Raw genomic sequence first — 7309 nt, forward strand, 5'->3', positions numbered from 1 at the left:
TGTATTATTTCACGAGAATTATAGCTAAAGTAGGCAAAATAGACCTAATTGAAAAAGGTTATCATTATTAAGCTGTATATAAGTCGATAGTCATTATCATTTCCAAATGGCTACTTTAGGGAAATAACTAAAAGGATTGAGATGAAAAAAGTTATAGCACTGGGTTTAGCATTAACCGCCGGAGTCAATGCGTCCAATATTGCTGATGTTATTGCCGCAGGCAATGTAAGCGGGCAGTTGCGTTTGGCATATATAGATCAAAACAATGATGCAGGTACTGATACCTATGCAACCTCTCTCGGAGGGCAGCTGAAATACGAAACCGGGAGCTGGAATAATCTCAAACTGGGTGTTGCGGCTTATGTCAGCGGAAAACTACCGTTCGCCAGCGGAAGCGGAGATCGATTGAACCCCGATTTTTTCGACACAGACGGGAAATCCTTCGTCTATTTGGGCGAGGCGTATATGGATTACACTGCCGATGACATAACATTGCGTATCGGCCGTCAACAAATTGAGACTCCGTTTATGGAAACGGATGACGTTCGGATGCTTCCGAACAGTTTTGAAGCAGCGATTGCCACTTACCGCGGTTTCGAGAATACGACCGTTGTCGCCGGATATGCCAGACGCTGGGCGGGATATGATTCTCCGACCGGACATAATGACAGTTTGAACGAGTTTAAAAAATTCGGTGAACATCATGACAGTAACGGGCTGTATCTGCTCGGTGCGACCAATGAGAGTTTGGAAAATCTGGCAGTACAGGGATGGATTTATGTGATCGATCAATATTCCGACATAGCCTATGCCGATGCTGTGTATACGATAAACTTGAGTGAAACGGCATCAACGGAGCTATGCGGACAATATGCCTATTTCGACGAGGATAAAGATAACCAAGGAAATAATACGGGGATTGACGGACAGGTCTACGGTGCCGGAATCAATGTCAATATGGGGATGGTGACGTTGAATGCAGCCTATAACCATACGTCGAATACGAATGGAAAATTTATCACCAACGGACTTGGCGGAGGTCCGTACTATACGTCGATGGAAGAAATGACCATCGATGGAATGAGTGATGCCGTCGCTTATGCTGGGGGTGCAACCTTGGATTTAGCTTCCCTCGGAGCAGAGGGACTAAGTATCGGTGTTATGGAGGGCATTTTTAAAAGCTCTTTGATGGATGCGGATGTGAGAGAATGGGATATGGTTGCGGCCTATGATATCAGTGAAACCGTTTCGTGCGACGTGAGCTATGCTCAAGTCGATGATCGAAAGAACAACTTTGATGCGGGGAACGATGCAGGTTACAGCCGTTTCCTGGCACGTATCAACTATAACTTTTAAAGGGATATTGAGATGAATGAGCCAACCATGACACTGTTGAGTGCCTGCAGCAAGGGAGGTATGGCGACCGTCGTGAGAATTAAAGCAACCGGCCCTTTAAAACAGCGTTTGATCTCTTTCGGACTGATGAAAGGGTCCGAAGTCAAAATGCTTGAATGCGGAATTACCAAGAGTACGTTTGAAATCAAAGTGGGGAATGTCTCTTTAGCGCTTCGACGCGAAGAAGCCGAGCTGATCGAGGTGTGTAATGTACGATAAACAAATCAAAGTTGCCCTGGTCGGGCAGCCTAATGTCGGTAAAAGTATGCTGATCAATTCGATCAGCAACGCACGTCTTCAGGTCGGGAACTTTACAGGGGTAACGGTTGAAAAAACCGAAGTGGTATTTGAATATAACGGGTATCACTTTAATGTCGTCGACCTCCCCGGAACGTACGCATTTACCGATTATTCGATCGAAGAGAGGGTAACGCACGATTTTTTGACAAACGAAAAATATGATCTGATCATCAATGTCCTTGACTCGACCAATATGGAAAAAAATCTTCAGCTAACCGCGGAACTGATGACCATGAGCAAAAAAATGGTCATTGCTCTGAATATGAGTGACGAAGCGGAAAAAGAGGGGTTGGAGATCAATGCTCCTTATCTTACTCAGTTACTGGGGATCCCGTGTATACGTGTATCCGCTGCGGCCAAAACAGGGCTGGATGAGTTGATGAAAGCGGTGATCGAAGTCTATGAAACTGCATTTCAAGAGCAAAAACTGATTTTCAGCGAAGCGGTTGAAGGGGAAATTACCCTGATTACGGACTATCTGAACCGTCATAAGTTCAAGGCGTCTATTTCAAATCGCAATATAGCGATCAATTTGCTTCAAAAAGAAAAAAAAACCTATCGGACACTCCATGACAACCCTATATGGATGGAGCTTCAGCCGATGCTGATCGAAGCGGATCACCATATCGCCCTTCATCATGACAGTGATGATATCAAAGAAATTTTTGCTGAAGAATATTTTGCCTATAACCGGGGGATAATCGCCGAAGCAGTCAAAGTAAAGGCTAAAGCGGAAGAGAAAAAAAGTGCAACGGAAAAGATTGATGCCATATTGATCCATCCGATACTCGGAATACCGATTTTTCTTTTTTTCATGTGGGGACTGTTTCAGCTTACGTTTGAACTCGGGTCTATTCCGATGGATTGGATCGATGCCTTTTTCGGTTGGTTCGGAAATGTGGTCGGTGCGACGATCGGCAATGATGAAATCCGTTCGCTGGTTGTCGACGGAGTGATCTCCGGGGTCGGGGCAGTGGTTCTTTTTGTCCCTAATATTGTGATTTTATTTGTCGGGATAGCCTTGCTCGAAGCGACGGGATATATGTCTCGGGTTGCTTTTTTATTGGACGGTTTTTTCCATAAATTCGGATTGCACGGACAGTCATTTATTCCCCTTGTCACAGGGTTCGGATGTTCTATTCCGGCCTACATGTCGGCACGGATTCTAAAAAACGATCGGGACCGGTTATTGACCCTGTTTGTCATCGGATTTATGAGCTGCGGTGCCCGCTTGCCGGTTTATGTCCTTTTTACGGGGGCATTTTTCGGTCCGCAAATGGCAGGTAATGTACTTTTCGGTATTTACATCCTTGGAGCGATGATCGGTCTTGTGGCCGCAAAACTGCTAAAAATGACCGCGTTTAAAGGGATAGATGAGCCGTTTGTTATGGAGATGCCGAAATATCGGCTTCCGTCGGTCAAATTGATCTGGCATACCGTGGTGACCAAAACGATGATGTACCTCAAAAAAGCGGGAACCTTTATTGCCGCCGCATCGCTGTTGGTATGGTTTTTAAGCACCTATCCCAAAGACAGTTCTCTAAATACCGTCTATGCTGCAAAAATCGAAGTAGCAACATCGGAAGAAGAGGTCAAGAGTTTAGAAAATCAGCTTGCCGAAGCACAGTTGGAACAAAGCTTTTTAGGGACTATCGGTCATACGATCGAGCCTGTATTCGCCCCTCTTGGCTTTGATTGGAAAATGGCGGTGGCGTTGCAGACAGGATTGGCCGCAAAAGAGGTCGTCGTATCGACGCTGGGCGTTTTATATTCCCTCGGCAGTGATGCTACCGAAGCGGATAACTCTCTGATGCATGCGATCAGTTCCCATATACCATTGGCTTCAGCCGTGGCGTTTATCGTGGTGATCATGACCTATCTGCCGTGTTTGGCGGCATCGGTCGTCTTTACCCGTGAAGCGGGAGGGATTAAATATTTCGGCTATTTGTTTCTTTTCACAACCATTGTGGCCTATTCTCTGGCGTTCATTGCCTATCATTTAACATTGTGGCTGAGTTAGGAAACTATTAACTGTTAGTGGGTTACAATTCGTCCATGAGTAAAATATTAATGATAGAAGACGATCTCGAGCTTGCCGAGATTCTGACCGAATTTTTAGAACAATACGATTTTCAGGTAACGACGGAAGATGATCCGTTCAAAGCATTGAGCATTCTCAAGCTCGAAAAATTTGATGCGGTCATTTTGGATCTGACATTGCCGGGGATGGACGGGTTGGAAGTGTGCGAAGCGATTCGTGCGCGCCAGAATATCCCGATTATTATCTCTTCAGCCCGTTCGGATGTGACCGATAAAATCAATGCGCTCGAACTGGGTGCGGACGATTACCTCCCCAAACCGTATGATCCGAGAGAGCTTGAAGCGCGTATCCACTCGGTGCTGCGCCGTTATGATGCGGCTTCGGAACTGGCTTCTGAAAATGTCTCTGATTTCAAACTGAACGAGTCGGCAATGCAGATCAGTTATAAAGGGCGGCCGCTTGAACTGACGAATGCCGAATACGGGATATTGGCCCATATGATTAAAAAACATGGGATGGTCGTATCACGCGAGGATTTGATCCATAATGTTGCGGCGATTAATGAAGACTCGTCGAACAAAAGCATCGATGTGATGATGGGACGTATCCGTAACAAACTCGGAGACAAAGCTCTTATCGAATCGATTCGCGGTATCGGTTATAAACTTCTCAAATAATGGTTAAAAACAACGCCGTTATTGCGACCGTCTTATTCGCGCTGATCGTGACGGTCACGAGTATTAGCTATACATTTTATCAGCTCTATCAAACCAATCGTGCCAAGCATATCGACAGCGTTTTTTCCAAACACTCCCTTATCAGTCAAATCTACCACACCTATTTGATTAAACAAATCTCTCCACCGATGTTTGAAGCCAATTTGGCATTGTATGATTTGAATGAAATTACGAAGAAAGAAGAGTATGAGAAGATCATCCGTGACGGGAAAATCCTTAAAACGGACGGAACGACCGATCCTCGGAGTGAAGCCTCCACTTTTTCGGAATTCCCCCTTATCCCTTTAGACTCCCATCCGATCATTACCTCTATGATCGAGCATCGGGGAAAAATGTATTTTTGGGTTGAATCATCGCGTCACACGGTATTGTTGGAAGACCGCAGTATTCAAGCATATAGTGCGGTTAATCTCCTCTCGGCGTATGGGACGATCATGACTATTTTGATTATTTCGTTCACCCTTATCATTTATCGGCTGACCCCGCTGCGCCGCCTCCGTCGTCAAATCGCCCGCTTCGGAGAAGGGGATATGGGGGTTCGCTTTCATATCAAAGGATCGGATGAGATCGCATTGATCGCCAATGAACTGGATACGACCCAAAATAAAATCCGCTCCCTGATCGAATCACGAACCCTCTTTTTACGGAATATCATGCACGAACTGAAGACCCCGATCGCAAAGGGACGGATTGTCTCGACGATGATCAGCGATGAAAAACAAAAAGCCCGATTTGAGGGGATTTTTGAACGGCTGGAGTCGCTCATCGGAGAATTTGCCCTGATTGAAGAGATCAGTTCCGGAAATCAGTATTTAGAGAAAAAAGAGTACCGTCTGGTGGATATTATCGATGGAGCCGTAGATTTGGCAATGGTCGATTATGAATCGGTGATCTGCGATATTGATACCTCGATCAAACTGGAAGTTGATTACCGTCTTTTTGTAACGGCCGTGAAAAACTTGATCGATAATGCCATCAAATACTCTCCGGATAAGAAGATGGAGATCACTGTCGAGGGGGGAGAAATTCTTTTTCTCAATTCCGGCGAACCGCTCAAAAAACCGCTTAGCTATTACATCGAACCCTTTACCAAAGATCACCCCACCAAAGACAGCTTCGGATTAGGTCTTTACATCGTTGACGCGATCTTAAAAGAACATGGTTATGTCCTGGCCTATGAACGCCGGGATGATCGAAACTGTTTTATTTTTGTCCCCGTAAAACCCTCCAAAAGGAACCATAAATGAAAAAGATCCTCATCAGCAACGACGATGGATACGAATCCCCCGGTTTGCTGGCCTTGATCGAAGCCTTGCAAGGGCTCGCCCATATTACCGTCGTTGCCCCCTCGACCGAAAAATCGGCATGCGGCCATTCGCTGACGCTGACACGACCGCTGAGTTTTATCAGTGTAGGGGATGACTTTTACAAACTCGATGACGGCACCCCGAGCGATTGTATCTATCTCGCGCTCCATTCGCTTTTTGAGGATCAAAAACCAGACCTCGTCATCAGCGGAATCAACAAAGGCTCAAACATGGGTGAGGATATCACCTATTCGGGTACGGCAGCGGCGGCTATGGAAGGGGTATTGCAAGGCGTTCCTTCGATCGCGATATCCCAAGTGATGGATTTTACCGAACCGATGGGCGATTTTGCTTTGGCTAAAAATGCGATTCGTACGCTGGTAACGAAGATATTGGAGGGAAAATTTCCCCTCAACCATCGGGAATTTTTAAATGTCAATATCCCTTACGGAGTGGAAGAATTACAATGGTGCGTCACCTATGCCGGATACCGCTATTACGCCAATGATGCCCATCTGCATCGCAATCCGAGAGGGATGGAATATTATTGGCTCGGCCTTCACCCCCTGGAATTCAAAGCAAGAGAACATGGGAGAGGATTGTGCGATTTTGAAGCGATTGAACAGGGGATGGTTTCCATCACTCCGGTTCATCTGGACATGAGTGCCTACCAATCGATGAAAAAACTGCAGGAGTGGCTGTGAGACATACCCGTACCCGTCTGGTATTCGGAGAAGAAGCGCATGCGAGACTCCAAAATGCCAAGATTCTCCTTCTTGGCGTAGGGGGTGTCGGGAGTTTTTGTCTGGACTGCCTCTACCGATCCGGTGTCCGTGATATTACGATCGTCGATTTTGACCGCTACGATGTCACCAACCAGAATCGCCAAATGCACTCTGAGCTTCACGAGGGGGAACTGAAAGTCGAAGCGCTCAAGACCCACTATCCCGAAGTGATTGCTATGGCGGAAAAAATTACCCCCGAATGGGTCGATACCTTTGATTTTGAACCGTACGATTTGGTGCTCGATGCGATCGACGATACGCGTGCAAAACTGGCTCTTATCCAGAAATGCTACCCCAAGCTTATCTCTGCGGTGGGTTCTGCCAAACGCCTTGATCCTACCAAAGTCGAAGTGCGCTCCTTTTGGAAAACCGAAGGAGATCCCTTCGCTTCCAAACTTCGCAATGAATTGCGCAAACGTAAATTCAAGGGCGATTTTAGCTGTATTTGCAGTTCCGAACACCCGATTATCAAAGAGAAAGGGAGCTTCGTCGCCGTGACGGGCGCATTCGGGCTGGCGATGTGTTCCTTGGCATTGCGAAAAATCGTCTTGTAACCTTTTTGTGACGAGAGCGTTCTATACTCCTGGGTATGGAACCTCTACACCCCCTTTATCACCATTTTCTCGAAATCTTGGATGTTGCATTTCAGCCGATAGTCGATATCCATTCCGGCGTCACTTTTGGCGTGGAAGCATTGCTGCGCGGTACAGATACCCTCGGATATGAGACGATCGAGTCGTGTTT

Annotated in this window: 7 protein-coding genes; all 7 read left to right on the plus strand. The window is 46.3% G+C overall.

Translation table 11 applies throughout. The features are described 5' to 3' along the window. Window positions 1-141: 141 nt before the first annotated feature. The 7 genes from WAO38_RS12840 to WAO38_RS12870 are packed head-to-tail and all read left to right on the plus strand — an operon-like array spanning window position 142 to window position 7119. Complete coding sequence (locus WAO38_RS12840; protein WP_422237676.1) at window positions 142-1356, plus strand: OprD family outer membrane porin; 1215 nt, start codon at window positions 142-144, stop codon at window positions 1354-1356. A gap of 12 nt (window positions 1357-1368) precedes the next feature. Then, entirely contained in the window at window positions 1369-1614 is a 246-nt protein-coding gene (locus tag WAO38_RS12845) for a FeoA family protein (RefSeq protein WP_422237678.1), read from the plus strand. Continuing rightward, on the plus strand, window positions 1604-3715 hold the full coding sequence (feoB, locus tag WAO38_RS12850) for a ferrous iron transport protein B (protein ID WP_422237680.1): 2112 nt from the start codon (window positions 1604-1606) through the stop codon (window positions 3713-3715). Before WAO38_RS12845 ends, feoB begins: the two co-directional genes overlap by 11 nt. A 35-nt stretch (window positions 3716-3750) precedes the next feature. Then, entirely contained in the window at window positions 3751-4413 is a 663-nt protein-coding gene (locus WAO38_RS12855) for a response regulator transcription factor (RefSeq protein ID WP_422237682.1), read from the plus strand. Next, the gene (locus WAO38_RS12860) at window positions 4413-5720 is read left to right on the plus strand and encodes an ArsS family sensor histidine kinase (protein WP_422237684.1); all 1308 of its coding nucleotides are present in this window, start codon (window positions 4413-4415) and stop codon (window positions 5718-5720) included. The genes WAO38_RS12855 and WAO38_RS12860 overlap by 1 nt, the downstream gene beginning before the upstream one ends. Then, window positions 5717-6484: a 5'/3'-nucleotidase SurE gene (gene surE, locus WAO38_RS12865; protein WP_422237686.1), complete on the plus strand. Its 768-nt coding sequence runs from the start codon at window positions 5717-5719 to the stop codon at window positions 6482-6484. Before WAO38_RS12860 ends, surE begins: the two co-directional genes overlap by 4 nt. Further along, window positions 6481-7119, plus strand: coding sequence for a tRNA threonylcarbamoyladenosine dehydratase (locus tag WAO38_RS12870; RefSeq protein WP_422237687.1), 639 nt, complete (start codon window positions 6481-6483; stop codon window positions 7117-7119). The genes surE and WAO38_RS12870 overlap by 4 nt, the downstream gene beginning before the upstream one ends. Window positions 7120-7309 lie beyond the last annotated feature (190 nt).

Source organism: Sulfuricurvum sp. (assembly GCF_049277495.1).
Lineage (GTDB): Bacteria > Campylobacterota > Campylobacteria > Campylobacterales > Sulfurimonadaceae > Sulfuricurvum.

Bases quoted from the DNA above. Each gene is read 5' to 3' on its own strand.
- WAO38_RS12855 (WP_422237682.1), top strand. From the start codon at position 3,751: ATGAGTAAAATATTAATGATAGAAGACGATCTCGAGCTTGCCGAGATT.
- feoB (WP_422237680.1), top strand. From the start codon at position 1,604: ATGTACGATAAACAAATCAAAGTTGCCCTGGTCGGGCAGCCTAATGTC.
- surE (WP_422237686.1), top strand. From the start codon at position 5,717: ATGAAAAAGATCCTCATCAGCAACGACGATGGATACGAATCCCCCGGT.
- WAO38_RS12860 (WP_422237684.1), top strand. From the start codon at position 4,413: ATGGTTAAAAACAACGCCGTTATTGCGACCGTCTTATTCGCGCTGATC.
- WAO38_RS12840 (WP_422237676.1), top strand. From the start codon at position 142: ATGAAAAAAGTTATAGCACTGGGTTTAGCATTAACCGCCGGAGTCAAT.
- WAO38_RS12845 (WP_422237678.1), top strand. From the start codon at position 1,369: ATGAATGAGCCAACCATGACACTGTTGAGTGCCTGCAGCAAGGGAGGT.